The sequence below is a fragment of the Spirosoma knui genome (genome assembly GCF_054780635.1).
In genome coordinates this window covers 35,131-54,703 of record NZ_BAAGVY010000015.1, presented here as the reverse complement: position 1 = coordinate 54,703, position 19,573 = coordinate 35,131, and the positions used below count along the sequence as shown (strand labels likewise).

Sequence of the window (19,573 nt, the reverse complement as noted above, 5' to 3'; positions counted from 1 at the left end):
TTATTCGTCGAATACAATGTATAAATAAGTAAGCTATAGCAAACGAAAAAGTAGGTCATAACGTTAGCTATATACCATATAGATGCCTCATTACTCTTTCTGCATGATTACAATCAAATCGCTTTTAGCGCTGATTTTCATAGGTAGTCTACTCGTCATCGCGCCCTCGGGATGCCAGACGTCGGAGTCTACCGAAACCGTAGCACCAACGCCAGTACGTACGCTGGTGAATAGTTCGTTAATCGGTGAGTATTCCGTTAGCCAGCTCAAGAGCCGATACTCAGGAGCGAGCTCGCTCTTTCAGATTTTTATTCGGTATGGCATAAAAGCCTATCGCCTGGAATACACGACTACCAATACCGACGGTAAGACGGTTAAAGCTTCCGGTGCTCTGTTGATTCCCGACGTAGCATCGCCTGTGCCGATGTTAAGTATGCAACACGGTACGATCACAAACGATAACGACGCTCCGTCTTATTACCGGTCGGGCAGCGAAGCCTACCTCTTTGGGTCCGTGTTTGCTTCGCAGGGCTACATCATTGCGGCACCGGACTATATTGGCTATGGCGCGTCGAAAGACCTGCCGCATACGTACGAGCAACGTAACGGACTGGCTACGGCCTCCCTCGATATGTTACGTGCCGCCCAGGAGTTTCTGGAAAAGCAACAGGTAAACTGGGACAAACGGCTGTTTCTGGCGGGTTATTCGGAAGGTGGTTACGCGACAATGGCCCTCCAGAAGAAAATTGAGGACGAAACCGGAACCGAATTTAATCTGGTTGCATCAAGCTGTGGAGCTGGGGCCTACGATAAACCGGCCTTCATGCGGCAGATCATTAACGAACGGAGCAGCAGCGATAATAGCATCAATCGGCTGTATATCAGGGTGCTGCTTACGTACGATCGCATCTACGGATTAAATCGGCCCATGACGTATTACTTTAAGGAGCCGTACGCGAGCCAGATTGCCGCCCAAGGGAAAGATGCCAGCATCAACGTGAGCGTAAACACCATTTTCACCGACAGCTTCAAACAAGCGATCAACGAGGGGACGGACAAAGAATTTATTGCCGCCGTACTGGACAATGATATTCACGACTGGAAACCCCGTACGCGTACCCAGCTTTACCATGGCGATGCCGACGATACGGTGCTTTTTCTGAACTCGCAGAATGCCTTCGACGCTATGCGCAAACGGGGCGCGACCAACGTTGAACTAAAGCCCATGAAAGGTGCTAATCACGCCACGGGTATCGTAGAATTTATTACTGGCACATACGCCTTCTTTGGATCGGTTCAATAGCACACTCCGTTCTGATTGACAAAACATCGGCCCGAGCGAAGTGTGGTACAATCTTCGTTCGGGCCGATGTTTTGTTACACTCGCCTATGTCATCTTGAATAAGCGTACACAGGCAATCAGTAAGAGAATCTTAAAACGCTTTGTAGTTCTTTACATTTTCCTGTAGGGCGGCCAGCGTCGCTTTCAGGTGCTTATCAAGTTCGGCGTACACCAGTTCCATGTTCTTGTCGCTCTTCTGGCTGTAAACTTCAACCGGAATGTAGCGGTTTCCGTCTTCAATGCCGACCTGCGTAATGGTGGCCCGGTATTTACGGTTGCTGCATTCAATAACCAGACTATACCGAAAGGTATAACTGCCACCCGGCGAACTCTCCGAACGGGGTACCGTAATGACCTGGGTGACGCGCCCGGCCAGATCGCCGGTTTCCTTGTCGTTTAGTGAAAACAAAGCCTGACTGGAATCCCACGATTGGGCTATCCAAAGTCGGGCGCGTCTGAACAAATCAGCCTGGGATACACTCCCGCAATCGACGACTTCTGCGTACGTAATTTTTTGCCCAACGACTGGCAGCGTTTCCTGAACGGTTTCGGGCATAACTCTAGGTGGATTATCTGCTTTTACGAAGCTCGTAGCTAGCAGCGACGTAATGAGCAGCGTAAGATAAACTGGACGTATTGATTTCATTAGTGTTGTTGTTAGAAAAGAGAGAAGGTTCTGTAAAACTTGTGAGCAAATGTAGAGACTACTCTATGCCCGCTGATAGCCAGAATTAGTGAACCGTTGGTATGACTAAATAAACGGTGGTAAAAACCCAATAAGTCGTAGAAGCGAACAGCTGGTTACGTAACAATTCAGGCCGCTTCCATTTCTGAAAGCGGCCTGAAATGTTACGGAGTTGGTGCGTTATAAACGGCTAATTGATCGTCAGAATGGTGTACGCCGTCTGGTGCGGTTGCCGAACCTGATTGCCCACGGAGGTGCGAACGCGGTCGTCGTCGTGAATGATCAGCAATCTGTTTTTATCCAGGGGCGTAACATCTTCGGCTTTGTGACCCAGTCGCAACGGCTGACCCTGTCCATCGCGGATGAGGGTAAATGGTTTGTTAGCCGTCAATTCATCCGGGCTAGCGGTCCACAGGTAAGCGTCAAGTTTCCCATCGGCTTCCATAGAGGTCAGGAGCCAGAATCGGTTGCGGTAGGAATCATATTCAAGACTCGACAGGGCCAGCGGTTGCGGAAGACCAGCCTCTGCCTTAGCGGGATCGAAATCGGCAACGAGCGCCCAGTCGTCGCCCAACCGAATACGGGCGGCTTTGCCAGTTCCTTCGATTCGGTACGATACACCGATGATTTTGGCCCGGTACTTAAAATTGTCGAATGCTTTCCCTTCTTCGCGGATGCCAAACAGCAACTGCCGATCCGTAGCGGCCAGTCCTTCAATCTTAAAATAAGGCATGGTGCCCGGAAATTCGTCATTAGCCAGGAGCTGAGCGATACGTTGCCGATAAGCCATTGAGGTTCGGCTGGTATCGCTGGGGGCCAGTACCCGTGGCTGTTGTTCATCGCCTTTGGGCCAGTATAAAATCGTGTTATAGCCATCCCAATCGCGACTGCCGGGTTTTACCCGATCGAAAGCCGTCGTTAAAAACACAAATTTACCATCGGGTGTCTGGGCAAAATCTTCGTATTTACGGGCGGCTGTGTAGGATGGAGCGAGCAGGTAGGCCGGTGGTTGGGTTGAGTCAGCCAGAGCCGTTAGATTTTTGGTGAAAACAGGACTCAAGCCGGTGGGCATGTCTTTGTCATTGGCAATCAACACGTTTTTTCCGTCGAACAGCACGGCCGATGCTTCGCACCAGACGGGTTTCCCATCCAGTGAAGTGCCGGGGGCAAAACAGTTCAGCAGTCCTTCTTCGGCAATCATAGCCGACTTGGGCGCTGCCGTGGTGGCGAGTGGCTTAACGGTCTTACAACCAATACTTAGCGAGGCAATGGCTACAGTAGCAACGGCCAGTTTCAGATACATACGGTGCATGGAGGATATAAAATGGTGGCGCAAACTACGGATTACTGACGCAAAATAAACCCTACCCCGTGCACATTCTCAATTCGGACATCAGGCGTACTGGCCAGCCGTTTGCGTAAGCGCGAAATATAAACGTCGAGACTGCGGCCCATAAAGTAATCATCATCACCCCAAACGGCGCGGAGCAACTCATCGCGCCGAATAAGTTGGTTTGACCGGTCGAGGAAATACGCCAGCACGTCGGCTTCCCGATGGGTTAAGGTGTGGGTCTCGCCGTTGACATGAAGGGTTAAATTTTGTCGATTGAGCAACGTATCGGAAGCTGATATTTTTCGGACAGCGATGGTACGGCGTAGAAATACGTTGATTTTTAATATCAACTCGTCAATGCTGAATGGTTTGGTCAGGTAGTCATCAGCACCTAGCCGTAGCCCTTGTAGCCGGTTGTCCTTATCGGCCAATGCGCTCAGGAATAAAATTGGTACGTGTACATTAACCGCTCGAATTTGCTGAGCTAATGTAAATCCATCGCTTTGAGGCAGCATAACATCCAGTAAGCACAGATCAAATCGATCAGCCTGAAACGTGGCCCACCCATCCGCGCCGTTCAGGCAATGCGTAACCGAAAACGCTTCGTTTTCGAGCGTATCACGAATGACAAAACCAAGATTGACATCATCTTCAACAAACAGGATACGGGCGGATGGGGCGCTCATTGGAGGGTGGGCTTGGTTTGCGCAGGTGATTGCTGCGATTCCACAATGGACAATAGTGACGTATCGGCAGTGAGCAACGGAATCGCCAGGCAAAATGTACTTCCTTCGCCGGGTTGGCTTGTCAGCGAAAGCTGCCAGCCATGCGCGTGGACGACCTGGCGAACGTAGTATAAACCAAGGCCGAACCCTTTTGCGTTGTGCGTGTGACCACCGGATGGTACCCGAAAAAACTGTTTAAAAACCGCTTTCTGGTAGGCAGGTGCTATGCCGATACCATTGTCGATTACAGACAAGAGTACGTGATTGGTTTTGGTACGTGTTCGTAGGACAATGCGTGGCGTCTCCTGACAGTACTTGATTGCGTTGTCGATCAGGTTGTTGATGGCGGTTTCGAGATGATACGAATCCGCCATGACCAGATCGGTAGTCGCCTGCAAGTCGAGTTCAACATGGGGGGCAAACAGTTGCGCGGTCGTTTGCAACTGAGTGTGAAGGTGAATAGGGGTGCGGGTAAGCGCAAATCCGGTCCGTTCGGCGCTGGCTAATTGAAGCACACGGTTAACCTGCTTTTGCAGACGGTGGCTTTCTTCGCTCAAAATGCGGGCGTATTGACTGAGTCGGTGGGGTTGCTGCGCAATCGACTCGGATTGCAGCACATCAGCCGCGATGCGAATCGTGGAGACCGGCGTTTGAAGCTCATGCGTAATATTATTGATGAAGTCCCGCTGCACTTCCGTCAGCCGCCGTTGCTTCAGCACTACGATGAGCGTATAGCCAAAAAAGAGCACAACCAGCAGCACCGCCACGGTCGACCAAAGCCAACCGTTTAACTGATCCGTCATAAATCCGTACTGGTTCGGAAATCGAATACCGAAGTAATACGTATAGCGCGAAAACTTGGGCAAATTTGGTCGTTGCTTAACGCCAGCCCCCGGCGTTGTGGCTACGTTAGTACTTACATAGGCACCGTACACCATGCGGTCAGTTTCGCAGTCGTAAATGCCATATTCGTAATCCGTAAAGAGATTGTGCCGCTGCAACGAGTTTTGAATCAGGGTTTCAAGCGTGGTCGGGTCGATCGGTGCGTCGGTATTCACGATGAAATAGTCGGCCGAAAGTTGCGTAACGGCGTACCGGTTGAGCGTGAATTTATTGAGTCGAGCCACCTCGTCCGCTACGTCCTGTAACGCAATGAATGCCGATTGCCGAAACTGCCGTTCGCGTAGGGTGTACACGTTACGTACCCACACCGCCTGCACCGTCAGAATCCCTATGATTGACAGTACAGAAAGAACGACCAGCAAACGGAGTTGGGACATGATACCGGCTATTACGTCTAAAAATAAAAGCAGAAGCGGATAAGCCGATTTTATGGCTTATTTTAGGGCTCTAAAGTACGTCTTTATCCAGTATGCACTTCAGTAGTCAACCCTGTAAACGACCTTTTTAACAACTCATTAACAACTGTTAGGAAGTCGTTAACAGGTGCAGGCTAACTGACAAATTAAGTTTGTGCCGTTGCTCAGGTGAGTAACTATAAACCTATCTTATTCCATGAAACGCATTCTTTTTCTAGTGTCAGTGGTTGCTCTGACGGTGTCTGTCGCCATGACCGAGGCAGTCGCCATATTCAAGTGGGCAAGCACCACCCATGATTTTGGCCGTATTGAGCAGGGGAAACCCGTTACGGCCAAGTTTACGTTTACTAACACGGGCGATTTGCCCCTGGTTATCAACACGGCCCGAGGGTCATGCGGATGCACCGGCGTTGATTTTTCCAAAGATCCAATTATGCCTGGGCAGTCGGGCAGCGTGAAGGCTACGTTCAATGCGGCCGCGCCGGGAGCTTTCAGCAAAACCGTTACGGTTGAATCGAACGCGGAAGGCGGCCTTACGGTGCTGCATTTCAAGGGCGAAGTTGTCAGCAAAGCACCGGTTGGTCAATAAGCGATACGTAACACGCTCTGCCAAATCAGCGGCAGGGCGTGTTACGTATGCCGCCGACGTTATGATTTGTAATGAATAGGAAATCGCACCCGGAAGAGCGTTCCTTCGCCGGGCTCAGTTTCAATATCGACGTTTGCGTTTAACAGTTCGCACAGCCGTTTAACGATGTACAGGCCAATGCCTTCGCCCGAGTCGGATCGTCGTTTAAAGGTTTGCCCCGGTGCCGGAACCCCGTTGGTTGCTACGTTCGCTTCCGGGGCTTTGTCGAATACAACACCCGATTCGTGCAGGGGTTTCAGCGGATCGATGAGCGAGTTGATCAATTCTTTGGGCAAGCCCGGCCCTGTATCCTGAACGCTAACCAGCCACCGGTAATTATCCTCGCTGGACCAGGATACCGAGATGATTCCCGTTGGCGTGTACTTCAACGCATTAAGCAATAAATTCTGAACAATCCGCTGAATTTTAACCCGGTCAGTGTCAACCAGCAGTTGAGCGGGGCCATCGGCACGTAGCATCAGTCCACGCTGCTGAGCTAAAGGCTGGGCACTTTCAACGACTGATTTCAGCAGGAGGCTGACATCGAATGATTCGATGTGGAGGGTTTCCTGACCGGCTTCAAGGCGTGCCAGATCGGTTAGCTGCGCCAGCATATCGCTGACCGCTAGGAGATTACGCTGCAGCATCTGTACCTGGTTTTTGCGCTCCTGATCGGAGTTGCTTGGCCGGTCGAGTAACACTGCTGCGCCATGAATAACGCCAAATCCTCCCCGTAGGTCATGTGACGTCATCTGCAGAACTTTGCCGCGCTGCTGAGTCAGGGCATTAACCTGATCGAGTGTTTGCTGGAGAGCATCAGCCCGTCCGGCCGCCTGTTTTCGCTGAAGGTCATCATAGCGGATCACGCTGCCATCGACCAGTTCATTATTGAACCGAACCATTTTTTCGTAGGCATCGACCAGCACCGAGAGATTGGCTGCGGGATATAACTGACCGTAGCAGGAAATTTCCGTGGACAGGCATTGGGTGAAATGGTTGATCTCGGCCAGCAATTCCCGCAAGGTGTAGCCCTTATGCCAGCGGTGCAGGCCATGATCAGAAGCGGTATCGACAAGCGGCCGCTCTTCGGGAAGATTCCGTAAACGCTGCCCCAGAATATTCAGCATAATTGGTGCTTCATTGTTAAACTCCTCACGCGACAGATTGGCTGTGTGAGCAAGTACTGGATCGGCCTGGCAAGAGGCCCGCCACATATTCAGAATTGCTTCCCGACGGGCAAACAAATAACTGGGCAGGCTGATTGGTTCGGACGTATCGCTCATAAGGTATATAGAGGAATGAACTTACTTTTACTTGAAACTACCACCAGTGGCACTAGTATTGACTAAGTAAACGTAGATTTGTTTGCCTAAGGCCGAAGAGCTTGATGCTACTTAGCTAACCCCTTTATTTTTGTAACTATGGCTCAACAGTACAATCGCAATGCACTCGACAACAACTTTCGCCATGCGAGTATTATCGTTGTCGAGGATAAGCAGGATCACTGGACGCTGATTCAGGCTGCTTTGCGGGAGTCGTTGCCTGAAGTCAGGACGATCTGGGCCCAAAGTGCTGAGGAGGCTTATTCGTATATGACCGGCTGCCTGGAGGAAAACCGGGTGTTGCCTAAACTGATGCTTCTTGATCTGTACCTGCCTGAATCGGAACCGGCCTGGAACTTGCTGAGAACGCTCAAGGTCCCAAACTCGCCATTTATCCGGATGCCTATTGTCGTGTTCAGTTACTCCACGAACCGGGACGATATCGGTGACCTCTACACCTTCGGTGGGACATCGTACATTACCAAGCCTACGGATTACAATCAATGGCTCCTGTATTTCCAGACCATGCGCAGCTACTGGTGGGAAACTGTAACACTGCCCGGCGAACGGTTATATTAAATTTAATGATTGTGGTCATTGGTTGTCATTCTTGGTACCGGTTACAGCAACCAGGAACAACAGCCAATGACCACAATGACTAATATTTCATTTCTCCGCGATCTTTCTCTACGGCCGTTCGGCCTTCTTTCATCCAGGTTGGCATGGGTGCATCTTTCAGGTAGTGATCAAAGAACTGATACATCCGAATGCTCAAATCCTTAGCATTGTGCCGTTGGGTGAGGTTATGCCCTTCGCCATTGTAGACGAGCATCCAGCTTGGCTTATTCAAGCGACGTAGGGCCGAAAACAACTCGATACTCTGGTACCAGGGAACGGCCCCGTCAGCATCGTTTGCCATAATCAGCAAAGGGGTCTGCACCCGGTTGGCGTAGAACAGGGGCGAGTTCTCAATGTAGTTCATCGGTTTGTCCCAGAGCGTACCGCCGATGCGACTCTGCGTTTTTTCGTACTGGAACGCCCGGCTTACGCCCGTTTCCCACCGAATACCCCCGTACGCGGATGTCATGTTGGCCACGGGAGCTCCTGCTTCGGCCGCCCGGAACAGGTTCGTTCGGGTAACGATATAGGCCGTCTGATAACCACCCCAACTCTGCCCCTGAATACCAATGCGGTCGCGGTCAACAAAGCCGCGATCGAGCAGACTCAGTACACCGGGTACTACGCAGTCGTAGGCATTAGGACCGGGTTGCCCCGTCGTGTACACAATATCGGGTACGAAGACGAGGTAGCCGTTTGATACGCAGTAGGGGATGTTGATCGTTGACCGGCTGGGGGCGGGTACCCGATAGTCGTTGAGCGTTTCGGCGTTACGTTCGTAGAAATATACCAGCATCGGATACTTCTTTTTGGCGTCGAAACCCTCGGGCTTATAGAGTAGCCCTTCCAGCTTAGTGCCATTGGTGCCTATCCAGCTAACCAATTCGACGCTTCCCCAACGAATGCTGTCCTGTTGCGGGTTTGCGCGGGTAAGCTGCTGTGGACTCGCCATCGTCGAATCGGTCAGGAACAGGTTGATCGGCTCCTGGTAGTTGCCTCTGTAGAACGTCATTGTCGGCCCATTCTTGGCTTTGTTCAAACCAAAGTACCGGTGGTTGCTTCGGCTAAGAACCGCCGGTTCAGCAGCTCCTATCCCGTTTTTCTGTTTCAGAATGCCGGTTGCTTTATCGCGTTCCCAGATACCGGTCAGGAACAACGCCTGGCTTGGGTCAATGGCTTTTTCTCGGGATGGTCCGTCGCTGGGGTCGAGGTCGGCACGACGGATCCGAACGCTATTTTTTCGGCCCCAGCCAGCGGTTAAATTCAGAGGCTTCTCTTTACCAGTTGGGTCAATTTGCCAGATGTCGTAGCGGTCATACAACCAGACGTACCGATCGCCGATTGTCCAGCCGGCCGATCCGTACGAGCCGGGAAGATTGGGCGTATCGTGTTCTTCATCAAAGAATTTACTGGGCAGGCCACGGGTCAGGTCGATCCGTTTGCCGTCGGCGATGGACCAGGCCCGCCAGAGCGAATCGCGCTCATCGAACCAATAGGCATACGTACCACCGGGCGAGAGCTTAGGCTCCGAAGCCATTACGTCATTGGCAATACGTTTTTTATCGCCCGTCTGGGTATCAATCAGATACAGGTCAGTATGGCCAGGGTCCCAGGAAGCCTGAACCTGATACGGCAGATCGCTCAATCCCAACAGGTAACGGGTGTTTATTTTCGAGTCAAAAGTAACCGTAGCGACTTCGCGGCTCGCCAGGGGGGTAACGCGACCGGACGGGAGATCATACACGGCCAGATAACCGCGCTCTTTTTCTTCCTTCAGCCGACGCTGCTGCATGGGTTGAAGGCGGTTGTCGGTCCAGCTCCAGACATCCATTTTTACTTTTTCGTCGTCGGGCGTCAACGTATCCTTCGTTGGCTTGGGCGGAATAGGGGAGGAGGAGAAGTACAGGCGTCTGCCATCGTCCGAAAACTTTGGTTCTCGAAACTCATTGACGGACCAGCCTTTCGGGAACGCCTTCGTCAGCGTATCGGCGACAACCCGGTAGGGTAGTTCGGCGGTCGTTGTCTTTTGCCGTTTGCCTTTTGCGGGAGCCGTTGCCGAAGCCAGGTTCTTGTAGTACAAGGTAAACACCTTTACGTCTGCCCCAGAGCTGTCGGCGGAGGCCATCCACGCCAACTGCTGCCCGGCCTTATCGACAGCAAGCCCTTTGTAAATCTTGCGTTGCGAACTGGTGTCAACCAGGGTCGTTTGTTTGGTAGACGTATTGAACAGAAACACGCCGGGAATGCTGACTTCGCCTGTTTTCAGTGAATCATTTGCCGACTCCTTGCTGTAAAAAATTGACTGCCCATTTTCCGAAACGACCACACTCGTCACGTAACGCATGGTTTTGCGCGTTCCGTCGGCCATGTTCAACAGCGTCAGCTCGTCACCCTTTGGCTTTTTAGGAGACCCTTTCTTTGCCGTTGCCGACGTAGTGGACGCAGGCGCTGACGGGTTGAGGGTGTCTTTCTGAGCAACGGGTTTAGTTGCTGGTTTTTCTTTCTCATCTTTCCGTTCCTGCAGAACCGCCAGCCACGAACCCGCTTCTTTACCGAGCATGAATGATTTTACATTCGGCAGTTTTGTGGTCGTGCCCGTTCCCAGATTCAGGACGAGCAGACTGTCTTTAGGCAGTTCGTCGCCCTTTTTCTTCTTAAGTTTGGCTTTGCGCGTGTCGGCCGCGGGGGCTTTTAGGCGCATGACCAGAAATTTGCTGTCGGGCGTAAACTGAGCCATATATCCCCGTGCGAACCGGCGCGTTTGGGTCTTGCGGGTAGCGTCCGCCAACTCCAGGTAGCCATCGCCGTCCTGCGGGTCGATCTGGTACGCAATCCAGTGCCCATCATTGGCTATTTTCTCGGAGCGTACACTCTGCCAGCGGTCATAATCGGCAGCCGTAAGCGGACGTTTTTGAGTTTGGGCAGAAGCTATGGAAGCGGTATAAAACAGAAGAAAGAGAACGGAAAGTTTACGTAACATAATGGGCAAGTGCCAAAAGCCAGATAGTAATCCCTAAATTTAAGCACATTGAACCGTTTTAACTATGTCCAGAAGCCTTTTCCTGCTGATTATCCTGATGCTTACATCCGGTGCCGCTTACGCGCAACGTAACGCATCACTTAAACAGGAGTTGGACAGTATGTATGTACTTGATCAGCAGTATCGCGAGTACTTGTCGAATATAGGACAGAATACGACTATGCGCGACAGCCTGAGTAACGTCTTTAAGGTCAGCCCAACCGACCTGGGAGGGGTTTTGTGGGAAAAACAGAGCACCATCGACAAGTCAAATCTGGCACGCATAGAGGTAATCCTGAAGCAGAACGGTTATCCCGGAAAAACGCTGGTCGGGGAGCCTACCAATGAAGCGGTCTGGTATATAATCCAGCACTCCAATAAAATAGAGCAGTATTTACCGCTGATCCGTGAGGCCGGTAAGCGCGGTGAGTTACCCGCCCGACTGGTGGCTATGATGGAAGATCGACAACTAATGAACAAGGGTAAACCACAACGGTACGGTACCCAGGGTAGCTGTTATCCGCTACGGAGCACTCCGAACGCATCCGAATGCTTTATCTGGCCCATCGACGATCCGAAAGGCGTAAACGAACGTCGGCGGCTGGCGGGCTTTACCCAAACGGTAGAAGAAAACGCTACTCGCCTGAACATCACCTACAAGCCGCTGACGATTGCGCAGATTAAAGAGCGGTACGTGCTGAATCTAAACGATTGACGTTGGGCTACGTTCGCACCAGTTTGGCCACGCCAACCCCGGAGTCGGCGGCCCCGTAATACACCCAGATCGAACCGTCGGGCTGCTGAACCCAGCCGTTTGAAAACACTACGTTCGGGAAAAAACCTTCCCGCTCCCAGGATAATTCGGGCTGGAGCATGGGCAGCTCCGAACGGTCCAGCACTTTCGACGGATCATCTTTATCGAGCAAGGCCAACGCCAGGGAGTAGGAGTGGCTGGCATCCGCGCCGTGGTAACAGACCAGCCAGCCCTCATCGGTCAGAATGGGTTCAGGTCCCGCGCCAATCTTACCGCCTTCCCACGCGTAGGCTGAACCCGAGAATCCCCGGCCGCCAAACAGGAATTTATGCTGCCCCCAGTGAACGCCATCAACGGATTCCGACAGCCAGATCGACGGCTTTCCGATTTCTGACACCATTGGCCGGTGCAGCAGCATGTACTTTCCGTTAATCTTTTGTGGGAACACCGCTACGTCTTTGTTCGGGGGCGGCAAAATGATGCCTATACGCTCCACGGTTTTAAAATCATTGGTTAGCGCCAAGCCCACGGCTGGGCCATGCTCAGAAACGGCTGTGTACAGGATCCAGTATTGACCGTCCAGGAACGTAATGCGGGCGTCTTCGATGCCATAGGATTCGTCCAGACGGGCAGGAAAAAGAAACGGTTTTTCGTCGATGGTAAACCGAATGCCATCGGTACTGCGGGCCAGGCGAAGGTGACTCAACGATGTTAGGTACTGCTTGCCGTCGATGGTAACAATACGGGGATCGTAGGGCTGCTGGGGCTCCGGCAGGTACTTAACGGTTAAGGAAGGAACGCCGTCGCGGTCTTCGATGAGGGGAACGGCGATATGACCAGCCCGGGCAGATGGGGCTTCGGCGACACGTAGCAGCAGGATCGTTTCGTCGCCGATCCGACAGGCTGCCGGATTAAAGGCACCGAGTACGTCGAAACCCTCAATTGAGGGTTTTACGTCCTTTGTTTGTAAAATTGGCTGCTCAGATAGCCGTTGTAATTGATAGTTTTTCACAATATTTGCGCGTTGTGTTCCCGAATTTTGGGCGGCTGACAGTTCCTGGCAGCCGCAACGGGAAACCTACCTGTAAAACCCAAAAGGCGCTTCGCTGTTCTTAGGCCGTTTACTCAATTAGTTGACGAACCGGTTAACCATATTCGAAAGAGCCGCGTTATGACCAGAAACCAGAATCAACCTACACATATTTCAACTATGATTAACCTGCCAACGTTTGATCAGGACGATGACGTGCTGATGCTGAACCCTGATCCGGAAACCGCTGCTTTTGACGACGATGATGAGTTCGACGAAGGAGCTGATTTTGACGAACTAGGGTCTGGAGCGACCAGCGGCTACGGTGAAGATGATCTCGGCGATATCGATGATGAAGAATTCGGCGATGACGACGATCTGAGCGAAGAACTGGACGACGACATTGACGACGATCTCGACGACGACAGTATGGACTAATCTACTTTTTTATGCAAGTTTGATTGCGGATTTCTGATTGGATGTCTCAAACCGTCGTGTAGTTGGGAATCCGCAATCTTTAATCTCAATGTTATGACCCCATCCGAAATTCAGGATTCCGAAGAAAACAAAGGCGCAGCGGGTAGCAACAATGGCCCCGGCAACACCGCGCCCGATAGCGAAACCCAATCGTCGGCCGCCAGTGCCGATGGTGGACGTACCACCGAAGAAGGTTCACGCGCAACCAGCGACCCCGCCGAAGGCCGGGATGAGTAAACACTAACTCTTATCCGTGCCGGATTAGCATTTGCTGATGATCTGGTACGGATAATGAATTACTGTTCGTTGAGTACCGACAGAAGCGTCTGGCATTTCATTTCGGTTTCCTGCCATTCCCGCTCAGGCACCGAGTCTTCGGTTAAACCAGCGCCCGCGTAGAGCGTGGCCTGCTTTCCTTCCAGTTTCATACACCGGATATGCACAAACAGGTCAGTCGCTGACCCTTCGTTTGCTGCGTTCATATTCACGGGGCCGATAAAGCCGCTGTACAACTCCCGGTCGTGAGTTTCGTGCTGATTGATGAATGCAAAAGCGGCCTCGCGGGGCATACCACAAACCGCCGAAGTCGGATGCAGCAGCCGCAGCATAACCGTACCTAGTTGCGGGTAACGCACGCCGTGGATGTCGACCGTGAACTGGGTGCCGAGGTGCATCAGATTCCCCGCCACAATAGTTTTAGGTCCCTCTTCGAGGTATTCGCGCAGCCGAATTTTTTTAAAACATTCAATAATATAGCGGCTGACGAGGGCTTGCTCCTCAATTTCCTTCTGGGACCATAAGGCATCGGCCGCGCGTTTTTGGGTGCCGTCGGGGTTAGCCGCCGATTGCGTTCCCGCCAGCGATACCGTTCGAAACATACCTTCTGCATCGACACTGACCAGGCGCTCGGGCGTAGCACTGATCCAGATTTGACCTTTCTCCGGAATCGATACCGCCGACACGAACGCGGTTGGGTAGCGTTCGCACAACTTATCGAAGAAAACTACCGCATTCGGAGCATCCGTAAAGGCAACGCGCTTGGTACGTGACAGCACCACCTTCCGAAACTCACCGCGTTGCATAGCCGCAACTGCTTCCGCTACGTTACGGACGTAAACGGCCTGAGCGGTTGGGTCAGTAAGCTCAATAAGTTTTGCCGGGGCCGATTGCGCAACTGATCTGGAAATCGGCCGGTTAGCCAACGCTTCCCGGAAGTGACTGGCGGCTGATTTGTTATTGACAGTGAGTTCTGACGCACCCGTATCCGAAAAAGTAGCCTGTACATCGGCCCTGATGAATACGGTTAGGGCGGCTGGACTGTTGACACCCGCGTCGAGGCTCGCAAACGGGCTAACCAGGAAACCCGCTGGCAGTTCTTCCAGATCGGCCGTTACGCGGGGCAGCACTTCATCGAACGAGACGATCATGTGTTTATCGCGCTTGTTGGGCAGTCGCCACAGCGCAGCCGGGAAGCCCAGCGAGTGAGCCGTTTCCCAAATGTCAATAGCGGCTGGCAGACCAGGTCGCTGCCGATTGATGAATAAGTCAGAAGTTACGGTATCGATAGCGTGATCAGGTTGCATAGCCTACGGGCGTCTTTCGGTTGAGCCTCTAAAGTAGTAACAGATTGTAAGGTAAATTTGTGCGCTGAAAGTAGTTATTTAACGGTCAGGTGTTTACAAACATCTATAACTAGTTTACACCTGCCTGAACGGCTGAATCAGCGCGGATTGCTATGGGCTGTCTCAGATAAAAGTAGATCGACACATTCGGCAGACACGGGTTTTCTGCGAACTTTACGCGGAACCCTACAACTGGGTCGCTCAACTCCTATGATCCGTATTTTTCAGCAGGACGAAACGGCCGTCCGTAAAATTCGTGATATTGACTCGTTCTCCAACACCGAACGCACGCTTTGGGTTGACCTTCAGAACCCGACACCGGCCGAGATCAAGAGCGTGGAGGAAAAGTTTGACGTTGATTTTTTGAGTCAGCAGGAGCAGCAGGAAATCGAAAGCAGTTCGCGCTACATCGAGGAAGATGAGTACATGATTGCCAACTCCAACTTTCTGGTGTCCGATCCAGAACAGCGCTACGTAACGGTGCCGGTCAGTTTTATCCTGAAAGACGATACGTTGTTTACGTACCGACATGCCGATCTGAAATCGTTTGCTGATACGGTGAAGCGGATTAAGTCACGCCGAGCAGCTTTCTCCGACGGGGCGCAGATCATGATCTATATTTTTGAGTCACGGATTGACTACGACGCCGACCTGGTCGAAATGGTGTCGGGCGAAATCAAGGCCATTAACCGAATGCTCGATCTGGATGCTACGCTTGATCGGGAAATGCTGCTGAATATCAACGATTACCAGGAGCTGACCATGTCGATTCGGGAGAGCGTAGTGGACAAACAACGCGTGATTTCGGCCATGATTCGTTCAGATGGCTGGTTCAACGAAGCCGAACAACTCCGGCTGCGGACACTTATTAAGGATATTAACTCGCTGATCGACCATACCAATTTCATTTTCGAGCGGCTCGAATTCTTGCAGAATACATTTCTCGGGCTTATCGATCTGGAGCAAAACCGGGTCGTTAAAATCTTTACGGTCGTGTCACTGGTGTTTCTGCCGCCAACCTTGCTGGCGAGTATCTGGGGGATGAACTTCGATGAAATGCCCGAAATCCACTGGAAATACGGGTACGTCTTCGCCTTAGCCATGATGGTGGTATCCTCGGCCCTGACCGTCTGGGTCTTCCGGCTTAAGAACTGGCTGTAGTTGGTGGGCGTTAGTTGTTCGTTGATGGCATCCGGGCTATTGCGACAGCCATTGACCACCCAATGACATTCAATGCCCAGTATAACCAAGCGGGCAGGCCGTGAGTTGTTGTAACAGGTAAACTCAACACATCATGGATCATCTCACCAACACGAATATTACCCGTTCATTGGGCAGTGGCCTCGGCGGTGCCATTGCACTGAACCTGCTGCACGAAACCGTACGTCGGTTTGTTTCCACGGCCCCACGCGCCGATCTGCTCGGTATGCGCGCGATTGCCAAAGGCTACCGCAAAGTGGGCGAACAGCCACCCGCTGAAGATAAACTCTACGCGCTGGCTATGGCGGGTGACGTAGCATCCAACGCGCTCTATTATAGTTTGTTGGGTACGTATTCCAAGCATCCGATTGCTACGGGGGCGGCCCTGGGATTATTGGCGGGCGTTGGGGCAGTAACTTTACCCGGACCGATGGGCCTGGGAGAAAAGCCAACAAAACGTACCACCGCCACAGCCGCCATGACCATTGGCTGGTATTTTTTCGGGGGCCTGGTAGCCGGGGTTATCTACGACCGGCTTCGTCGGCCAACAACCGCGTAGAGCGGATCACTCCAACGGCCGGGTCTGCGGTCCAGTACTTCAATGTCTGTGAACGTCCCGGCCTGTTCATAGTATGAACGAACCAACTGCTGATGCCCTCGATCATCAAGCGTCTGCCAGATGACGACGGCTTTGGTGGGAAACATTCGATTCGAGAAGACCGTCAGAAAAGGCGCGCCAGGACGTAATACCCGGCCAATTTCCTGGTACACGGCCACCGGATTTGTCAAGTACTGAACTGAAACCGTAACCATTCCCCCGTCAAAAGTGGCGTAGGGGAGGTAGGGATTTTTGTTCAGGTCCTGAACGACGTAATCGGTCAACTGCGGGTTTTCGCGCAGTTCCGTTTCGTTCATGCCCAGTCCAGCCACCCGCGCGTACGATACGTCAGTAGGTAGGTGACTGCGCCAGCTGCTCATCAGATCAAGAATAGCACCGGTCTCGGATAAATACTCGCGGAAAAGTTGGGTAGCCGCCGTAATGGCCGCTTCGTCGATGTGCACAACCAATCTCGGCTGGCTGTAGAACAGGGCATCGTCGGTCGGATCGTATCGCGCAAAAGGGTTATTTGGCTGCATAACGAGAAGAGCTTGTACTGGTTAAATCAACCGCCTGTTCAGTCGCAGAGTTTTCGAGATGAGGCATTAAACCCTGAACTGATCTGGCTGTCTAACCAGCACACAAGGCATTTCGCCGTTAATTGTCGGGACACATGAACGCGTCAATAAATAAGTGGGTATGGGGTCTGCTGATGCTGACCATTAGCCTGGCCGGGAACCAAGCAGCTATAGCTCAGCCTGGTTTTAACGTACCGGTTGAATCGTTTTATACCGAACTGGCTCCCTACGGGCAATGGGGGCAGCACCCAACGTATGGAAACGTGTGGCGACCCAATACCGGGCCGGACTTTCAACCTTACGCCAGTAATGGGCACTGGGTGGTTACGGAATATGGGAACACCTGGGTTTCTGATTACGACTGGGGCTGGGCTCCCTTTCACTACGGTCGGTGGATACTGGACCCGGCCTATGGCGGATGGATCTGGATTCCGGCCTCTGAATGGGGACCGGCCTGGGTGTCCTGGCGTTCGGGTGGTGGCTATTATGGCTGGGCTCCGCTGGGACCTGGCATCGATATTAACGTGAACATCAATATTCCGGCTCCGTACTGGACCTTCGTGCCACAGGTGTATATCACCAGCCCGAACCTGTACAGCTACCGGGTTCCGCATCCACGGGTAATCAATATTTATCAGAACACAACGATCATCAACAACGTCTATCGGTATAACAACCGGGCGTATGTGTATGGTCCGCAGCGCGTCGAGATCGAGCGCGTTACCCGTCGGCCTGTTCAGGTGTACCGGGTCGATTATATGGATCGTCCGGGACGGTCGGTAGTCGGTAATGGGTCAGTTGGTTTCTATCGGCCGAACCCATCGGTAGCCTACGGGCGGAATTACAACAACTCGGGCCGCTACGACAATGGCCGTGGTTATAACAGGTATAATGAACCCAACCGGGAGTATAGACCAAACTATGCACCCAACGATCGTCGTGGAGGCTACGGTAATGGCAACGTACCAGCTGAACCTAGGACGTATAACCGACCGACTCAACCCGACGGCAACGACCGTGGCTGGAATAACCGGCGGGGGAACAGTGCATCGGATGGGTACTCGCCCCAGCCGAACCGGACCTATGAACGCCCAGACCATCAGGCACCCGTAGTTAATAGCCCTGCGCCTAATCCGGGCCCACGCGCTGAGAATACGTATCAGCAACCCTCTCCCGATGTTCGGGGGCAAGGGTACCCACAGCGTGATCGGTCGCAGAATCAGTGGCCGGGCCAAAACCGGGGTGGAGAAGCGAACCGCGCAGGTCATTCACGCGGTCCTCGGTAACTCGTATTAACGGCCGCAAACGTTACGTAGCAGTACAGACAACGACTACGTAACGTTTGCTTTATAAGGACCACGAGCCAGCTGTCTATCTGATAGCTGGCTCGTCGCTTTATGGGCGACGAGCCTGTATTGCTGCGGACAAAGCGGTACTTTTGCGGGGTATGCGTTATTTTATGGAAGTCTCATACCGGGGAACAGCTTATCATGGCTGGCAGGCACAACGTAATGGCGTAAGTGTCCAGACAACGCTCGAAGCCGCGTTGAGCCGTCGCTTTGGCCAACCTATCTATATTGTTGGCAGCGGTCGGACGGATGCCGGTGTTCACGCCGAACAGCAGTTTGCTCATTTTGACAGCGACGCGCCTTTGCCGCTGACCAACGAACTGCTTTACTCCCTGAACTGCATGTTGCCCGACGACATTGCTATTCATACTATATTCCCCGTTCGCCCCGACGATCACGCCCGGTTTTCGGCCGTAGCCCGCTATTATCAATACCACATCACCCGGTACAAGCGCGTGTTTCAACCCGGACTTACGTATCATTTTCGGCCCCATCTGGCTATCGATCAACTTAATGCCGCCTGCGAAATTCTGCTAACGTATCGTGACTTTCAGAGCTTCAGCAAAGCTCGTGCGAACGTAACAAATTTCTTATGCCGACTCGATTTCGCCTATTGGGAACAGACGGGCGATGATCGGCTTACTTTTCACATCAAAGCGAACCGGTTTTTGTGGGGAATGGTCCGCACAATTGTGGGTACGATGGTCGAAATTGGACAAGGGCGGATGAGCCTTACGCAGTTCGAGCAGATTATTCAGGCCAAAGACCGGACGATTGCGGGCCGGGCCGCCCCCGCCAACGGGTTGTATCTTATGGAAGTTAGCTATCCCGCCGAAGTGCTTCAGCAGCGAGTGCAGTTCGAGTGAGAGAGTTGCTATAAATTCGTTTATTCTCTTTTTTGCAAAATTAGTTGAGCCGCGAATAGTTCGTTGACATAGGAGGAAGTTTAGTAGATAAAGGCAAAATCAGTACGT

The 19,573-nt window shown here is 52.3% G+C and carries 19 protein-coding genes; 10 read left to right on the top strand and 9 right to left on the bottom strand.

Going from position 1 to position 19,573, the window contains the following annotated elements; translation table 11 throughout:
• Window positions 1–103: 103 nt before the first annotated feature.
• Entirely contained in the window at window positions 104–1,303 is a 1,200-nt protein-coding gene (locus ACYVIY_RS24730) for an alpha/beta hydrolase family protein (protein WP_460979191.1), read from the top strand.
• Between the two features lie 130 nt (window positions 1,304–1,433).
• Here ACYVIY_RS24730 and ACYVIY_RS24725 read toward each other — a convergent pair whose 3' ends face one another.
• The 4 genes from ACYVIY_RS24725 to ACYVIY_RS24710 form a co-directional block, all read right to left on the bottom strand.
• Window positions 1,434–1,988: a DUF4468 domain-containing protein gene (locus ACYVIY_RS24725; protein ID WP_460979190.1), complete on the bottom strand. Its 555-nt coding sequence runs from the start codon at window positions 1,986–1,988 to the stop codon at window positions 1,434–1,436.
• A 229-nt stretch (window positions 1,989–2,217) separates the two neighbouring features.
• A complete protein-coding gene (locus ACYVIY_RS24720; protein WP_460979189.1) occupies window positions 2,218–3,339 on the bottom strand; it encodes a hypothetical protein in 1,122 nt (373 codons plus the stop codon).
• Between the two features lie 32 nt (window positions 3,340–3,371).
• The gene (locus ACYVIY_RS24715; RefSeq protein ID WP_460979188.1) at window positions 3,372–4,046 is read right to left on the bottom strand and encodes a response regulator transcription factor; all 675 of its coding nucleotides are present in this window, start codon (window positions 4,044–4,046) and stop codon (window positions 3,372–3,374) included.
• The gene (locus ACYVIY_RS24710; protein WP_460979187.1) at window positions 4,043–5,365 is read right to left on the bottom strand and encodes a sensor histidine kinase; all 1,323 of its coding nucleotides are present in this window, start codon (window positions 5,363–5,365) and stop codon (window positions 4,043–4,045) included. Before ACYVIY_RS24710 ends, ACYVIY_RS24715 begins: the two co-directional genes overlap by 4 nt.
• A 235-nt stretch (window positions 5,366–5,600) precedes the next feature.
• Between ACYVIY_RS24710 and ACYVIY_RS24705 the strand changes: the two genes are divergently transcribed.
• Window positions 5,601–5,993 carry a DUF1573 domain-containing protein gene (locus tag ACYVIY_RS24705; RefSeq protein ID WP_460979186.1) on the top strand — a complete coding sequence of 131 codons (393 nt, stop codon included), beginning with the start codon at window positions 5,601–5,603 and terminating at the stop codon, window positions 5,991–5,993.
• A 59-nt stretch (window positions 5,994–6,052) separates the two neighbouring features.
• Here ACYVIY_RS24705 and ACYVIY_RS24700 read toward each other — a convergent pair whose 3' ends face one another.
• Entirely contained in the window at window positions 6,053–7,315 is a 1,263-nt protein-coding gene (locus ACYVIY_RS24700; protein WP_460979185.1) for a sensor histidine kinase, read from the bottom strand.
• Between the two features lie 138 nt (window positions 7,316–7,453).
• Between ACYVIY_RS24700 and ACYVIY_RS24695 the strand changes: the two genes are divergently transcribed.
• A complete protein-coding gene (locus tag ACYVIY_RS24695; RefSeq protein ID WP_460979184.1) occupies window positions 7,454–7,933 on the top strand; it encodes a response regulator in 480 nt (159 codons plus the stop codon).
• Between the two features lie 79 nt (window positions 7,934–8,012).
• Here ACYVIY_RS24695 and ACYVIY_RS24690 read toward each other — a convergent pair whose 3' ends face one another.
• The gene (locus ACYVIY_RS24690) at window positions 8,013–10,952 is read right to left on the bottom strand and encodes a S9 family peptidase (RefSeq protein ID WP_460979183.1); all 2,940 of its coding nucleotides are present in this window, start codon (window positions 10,950–10,952) and stop codon (window positions 8,013–8,015) included.
• Between the two features lie 64 nt (window positions 10,953–11,016).
• Here ACYVIY_RS24690 and ACYVIY_RS24685 point away from each other — a divergent pair, with 64 nt between their 5' ends.
• Window positions 11,017–11,706 carry a DUF6624 domain-containing protein gene (locus tag ACYVIY_RS24685; RefSeq protein ID WP_460979182.1) on the top strand — a complete coding sequence of 230 codons (690 nt, stop codon included), beginning with the start codon at window positions 11,017–11,019 and terminating at the stop codon, window positions 11,704–11,706.
• A gap of 7 nt (window positions 11,707–11,713) precedes the next feature.
• On the opposite strand, the gene ACYVIY_RS24680 is transcribed toward ACYVIY_RS24685, so the two are convergent.
• Window positions 11,714–12,757, bottom strand: coding sequence for a glycoside hydrolase family 130 protein (locus tag ACYVIY_RS24680; protein WP_460979181.1), 1,044 nt, complete (start codon window positions 12,755–12,757; stop codon window positions 11,714–11,716).
• A 198-nt stretch (window positions 12,758–12,955) separates the two neighbouring features.
• Between ACYVIY_RS24680 and ACYVIY_RS24675 the strand changes: the two genes are divergently transcribed.
• Together ACYVIY_RS24675 and ACYVIY_RS24670 are read left to right on the top strand one after the other, a co-directional pair.
• Window positions 12,956–13,213 carry an adhesin gene (locus tag ACYVIY_RS24675; protein WP_460979180.1) on the top strand — a complete coding sequence of 86 codons (258 nt, stop codon included), beginning with the start codon at window positions 12,956–12,958 and terminating at the stop codon, window positions 13,211–13,213.
• 93 nt (window positions 13,214–13,306) lie between these two features.
• Window positions 13,307–13,489, top strand: coding sequence for a hypothetical protein (locus ACYVIY_RS24670; protein ID WP_460979179.1), 183 nt, complete (start codon window positions 13,307–13,309; stop codon window positions 13,487–13,489).
• A 59-nt stretch (window positions 13,490–13,548) separates the two neighbouring features.
• Here the strand turns inward: ACYVIY_RS24670 and ACYVIY_RS24665 are convergent, their stop codons facing one another.
• Window positions 13,549–14,835: an isochorismate synthase gene (locus ACYVIY_RS24665; RefSeq protein ID WP_460979178.1), complete on the bottom strand. Its 1,287-nt coding sequence runs from the start codon at window positions 14,833–14,835 to the stop codon at window positions 13,549–13,551.
• 249 nt (window positions 14,836–15,084) lie between these two features.
• Here ACYVIY_RS24665 and corA point away from each other — a divergent pair, with 249 nt between their 5' ends.
• Both corA and ACYVIY_RS24655 read left to right on the top strand, forming a co-directional pair.
• Complete coding sequence (corA, locus tag ACYVIY_RS24660; protein ID WP_460979177.1) at window positions 15,085–16,035, top strand: magnesium/cobalt transporter CorA; 951 nt, start codon at window positions 15,085–15,087, stop codon at window positions 16,033–16,035.
• Between the two features lie 133 nt (window positions 16,036–16,168).
• On the top strand, window positions 16,169–16,633 hold the full coding sequence (locus ACYVIY_RS24655; protein ID WP_460979176.1) for a hypothetical protein: 465 nt from the start codon (window positions 16,169–16,171) through the stop codon (window positions 16,631–16,633).
• Here the strand turns inward: ACYVIY_RS24655 and ACYVIY_RS24650 are convergent.
• The gene (locus ACYVIY_RS24650) at window positions 16,600–17,211 is read right to left on the bottom strand and encodes a methyltransferase domain-containing protein (RefSeq protein WP_460979175.1); all 612 of its coding nucleotides are present in this window, start codon (window positions 17,209–17,211) and stop codon (window positions 16,600–16,602) included. The two genes, ACYVIY_RS24655 and ACYVIY_RS24650, sit on opposite strands and share 34 nt — an antisense overlap.
• Window positions 17,212–17,345: 134 nt before the next feature.
• Here ACYVIY_RS24650 and ACYVIY_RS24645 point away from each other — a divergent pair, with 134 nt between their 5' ends.
• On the top strand, window positions 17,346–18,536 hold the full coding sequence (locus ACYVIY_RS24645) for a DUF6600 domain-containing protein (protein WP_460979173.1): 1,191 nt from the start codon (window positions 17,346–17,348) through the stop codon (window positions 18,534–18,536).
• 161 nt (window positions 18,537–18,697) lie between these two features.
• Window positions 18,698–19,465, top strand: a complete 768-nt coding sequence (truA, locus tag ACYVIY_RS24640) for a tRNA pseudouridine(38-40) synthase TruA (RefSeq protein ID WP_460979264.1) — start codon at window positions 18,698–18,700, stop codon at window positions 19,463–19,465.
• Window positions 19,466–19,573: the final 108 nt, after the last annotated feature.

Bases quoted from the DNA above. Each gene is read 5' to 3' on its own strand.
- ACYVIY_RS24730 (WP_460979191.1), top strand. From the start codon at position 104: ATGATTACAATCAAATCGCTTTTAGCGCTGATTTTCATAGGTAGTCTA.
- ACYVIY_RS24725 (WP_460979190.1), bottom strand. From the start codon at position 1,988: ATGAAATCAATACGTCCAGTTTATCTTACGCTGCTCATTACGTCGCTG.
- ACYVIY_RS24720 (WP_460979189.1), bottom strand. From the start codon at position 3,339: ATGCACCGTATGTATCTGAAACTGGCCGTTGCTACTGTAGCCATTGCC.
- ACYVIY_RS24715 (WP_460979188.1), bottom strand. From the start codon at position 4,046: ATGAGCGCCCCATCCGCCCGTATCCTGTTTGTTGAAGATGATGTCAAT.
- ACYVIY_RS24710 (WP_460979187.1), bottom strand. From the start codon at position 5,365: ATGTCCCAACTCCGTTTGCTGGTCGTTCTTTCTGTACTGTCAATCATA.
- ACYVIY_RS24705 (WP_460979186.1), top strand. From the start codon at position 5,601: ATGAAACGCATTCTTTTTCTAGTGTCAGTGGTTGCTCTGACGGTGTCT.
- ACYVIY_RS24700 (WP_460979185.1), bottom strand. From the start codon at position 7,315: ATGAGCGATACGTCCGAACCAATCAGCCTGCCCAGTTATTTGTTTGCC.
- ACYVIY_RS24695 (WP_460979184.1), top strand. From the start codon at position 7,454: ATGGCTCAACAGTACAATCGCAATGCACTCGACAACAACTTTCGCCAT.
- ACYVIY_RS24690 (WP_460979183.1), bottom strand. From the start codon at position 10,952: ATGTTACGTAAACTTTCCGTTCTCTTTCTTCTGTTTTATACCGCTTCC.
- ACYVIY_RS24685 (WP_460979182.1), top strand. From the start codon at position 11,017: ATGTCCAGAAGCCTTTTCCTGCTGATTATCCTGATGCTTACATCCGGT.
- ACYVIY_RS24675 (WP_460979180.1), top strand. From the start codon at position 12,956: ATGATTAACCTGCCAACGTTTGATCAGGACGATGACGTGCTGATGCTG.
- ACYVIY_RS24670 (WP_460979179.1), top strand. From the start codon at position 13,307: ATGACCCCATCCGAAATTCAGGATTCCGAAGAAAACAAAGGCGCAGCG.
- ACYVIY_RS24665 (WP_460979178.1), bottom strand. From the start codon at position 14,835: ATGCAACCTGATCACGCTATCGATACCGTAACTTCTGACTTATTCATC.
- corA (WP_460979177.1), top strand. From the start codon at position 15,085: ATGATCCGTATTTTTCAGCAGGACGAAACGGCCGTCCGTAAAATTCGT.
- ACYVIY_RS24655 (WP_460979176.1), top strand. From the start codon at position 16,169: ATGGATCATCTCACCAACACGAATATTACCCGTTCATTGGGCAGTGGC.
- ACYVIY_RS24650 (WP_460979175.1), bottom strand. From the start codon at position 17,211: ATGCAGCCAAATAACCCTTTTGCGCGATACGATCCGACCGACGATGCC.
- ACYVIY_RS24645 (WP_460979173.1), top strand. From the start codon at position 17,346: ATGAACGCGTCAATAAATAAGTGGGTATGGGGTCTGCTGATGCTGACC.
- truA (WP_460979264.1), top strand. From the start codon at position 18,698: ATGCGTTATTTTATGGAAGTCTCATACCGGGGAACAGCTTATCATGGC.